The sequence below is a fragment of the Kocuria oxytropis genome (genome assembly GCF_040981195.1).
Taxonomy (GTDB): domain Bacteria; phylum Actinomycetota; class Actinomycetes; order Actinomycetales; family Micrococcaceae; genus Kocuria; species Kocuria oxytropis.
Map to the genome: position 1 here is coordinate 1 of NZ_JAVFXA010000042.1, position 1984 is coordinate 1984.

Below are 1984 nucleotides of genomic sequence, written 5' to 3' on the forward strand. Positions count from 1 at the left end.
TCGGCGGCCAGTTCGGGGGCGATCGCCCGGCACAGGTAGGTGTCCTGGTGGTAGACGCGCACCTCACCGGCGTCGCGGGGGTCGTAGCGGATGGTGACGGTCTCGGAGACGTAGGCGGCCAGCACTGGACAGATGTAGCGGGTGCCGTGGAAGCGGATGCCGTCGCGCTGGACGATGCGGGTGGTCGCAGCGGTGAGCAGCAACAGGTCGAGATCTTCCGGCCGTGCTGGGGTGTGCGGGATCCACCCGGCCCCGATCCAGCGGGCGGCCGGGGCCTGTCCGGTCTCGGAGTGCACCCGGGCGTGGTAGTCCTCGATCAGGTAGCGCTGGACCACTGCGTCGAGCTCCTCCAGGCTCAGGGCGGGTGGTGAGGTCGGGGTGCCGCCGGTGCCGTGCGGGATGTGCCCGGGCAGGTGCGGGAGCACCTCGGTGGTGATCGTGCCGTAGAAGCGTTCGATCTTCCCCCTCCCCTGCGGGACCCCGACGCGGGAGTGGATGAGCCGGATGTGGGTGTCCAGGCAGACCCGGTCCAGCCGGGTGCTGGTGAAGTCGGCCCCGTGGTCGCTGTAGAGCACCTCGGGCAGCCCCTGGACCGGCCACCGCGGGTCGGGCTTGACCCGCACCGCTTGGTGCAGGGCCAGAGCGGTCTGCTCGGCATTCGGGGCGCCGGTGAAGACGGTGTAGCCGGCGACCGCGCGGGAGTAGTCGTCGAGGATCACGGTCAGCCACGGCCGCACCGGGCGTCCCCGGTGGTCGAGGACCTCGACGTCCAGCAGGGTGTGGTCGGCCTGCCACTGCTCATTGGGGCGGACCGTGGTCCGGCGGTGCACCAGTTCGTATCGGTCCCGGTAGGCGGTGTCACCTTCCAGGGCCAGGGTGCGCAGCCCGGGGTCGATGGCGGCGATCACGCTGCGCACGCTCGAGTAGCTCGGGGGCGCCCAGCCGCGCTCCGGGGCCAGATCGCACACCCGGCGGTGGATGAACGTGGACGTCGGCGCCGGCCGGCGCAGCGCCAGGGCCTCGATCACCGCGATCAGCTCCGCAGGCAGCCGGCGGTGGCCGCGGTCGCTGCGGACCTGGCGGTGCAACCCGGCCGCGGAGGAGTCCGCCCGGTACTCGGCGGCCCAGCGCTGCAGGGTGCGGACCGAGACCTGGGCGTGGGCGGCGAGCCGGGTCAGCGGCACCCCGTCGTCGAGGTGCTGGCGCAACAGTGCCGCCTTCTCCTGCGGACTCAGCTGCACCACCACCATCACCCCACGAGGGTCAGTCCGCCGGACCGGGCTCGGGCTCGGCGGCGGTGACCGGTCCGGCCGTCACCGGCTCCGGGGGCCGCGGTGGGAGGTGGCGGTAGAGACTGGTGCGGGTGATCCCGGTCTTGGCCACGATCTCGGCCATCGTGTGCCCGGACTCGCGCAGGTGCACCGCGTAGGCCAGCTTGTCCGGGTCCACCACCGAGGGCCGCCCGATCCGCCGGCCCTTGGCCGTGGCCACCGATCGGGCGTGGGCGGCGCGCTCGAGGGTGTAGGTGCGCTCCATCTGCCCGAACAACGCCAGCAGCACCACCGCCAGCTGCGCCATCGGATCGTTCGGGTTGGTGGAATCCACCTTGATCGGATCCGCCAGGTTGCGCACCCCCACCCCCCGCTCAGCCAGGTCATGGATCAGATTGAGGGTGTCGCGCACGGTGCGCCCGAGCCGGTCCAGGGTGTGCACCACGATCACGTCGCCCTCCCGGGCATAGGCCAGGGCCGCGGTCAGTCCGGGACGCTCCGTGGTGGCCCCGGACTTCTTGTCCACATAGATCCGCTCCGCCGCGATCCCGACCTGCCGCAAGGCATCGATCTGCCGGTCCAGGTCCTGTTTGGCCGTCGAGACCCGCGCGTAGCCCAATTCCATGCCGTCAGCGTACCGGAAGTCGGTTCCGTACGGCCTAGCTGGCACTTAGTTCTAGGCCTAACTTCTGGCACTCAAATCGATATCCATA

General features: G+C 71.1%; 2 protein-coding genes. Both read right to left on the reverse strand.

The features are described from left to right. Nucleotides 1-1250, reverse strand: a 1250-nt coding sequence (locus QYM41_RS17445) for a TnsB C-terminal domain-containing protein (RefSeq protein WP_368801038.1), incomplete at its 3' end; no start/stop codon positions are given. Between the two features lie 13 nt (nt 1251-1263). After that, nucleotides 1264-1896, reverse strand: coding sequence for a recombinase family protein (locus QYM41_RS17450; protein WP_368801039.1), 633 nt, complete (start codon nt 1894-1896; stop codon nt 1264-1266). Nucleotides 1897-1984: the final 88 nt, after the last annotated feature.

Excerpts from the sequence above, each read along its gene's own strand:
- QYM41_RS17450 (WP_368801039.1), bottom strand. The coding sequence starts at position 1,896 with ATGGAATTGGGCTACGCGCGGGTCTCGACGGCCAAACAGGACCTGGAC.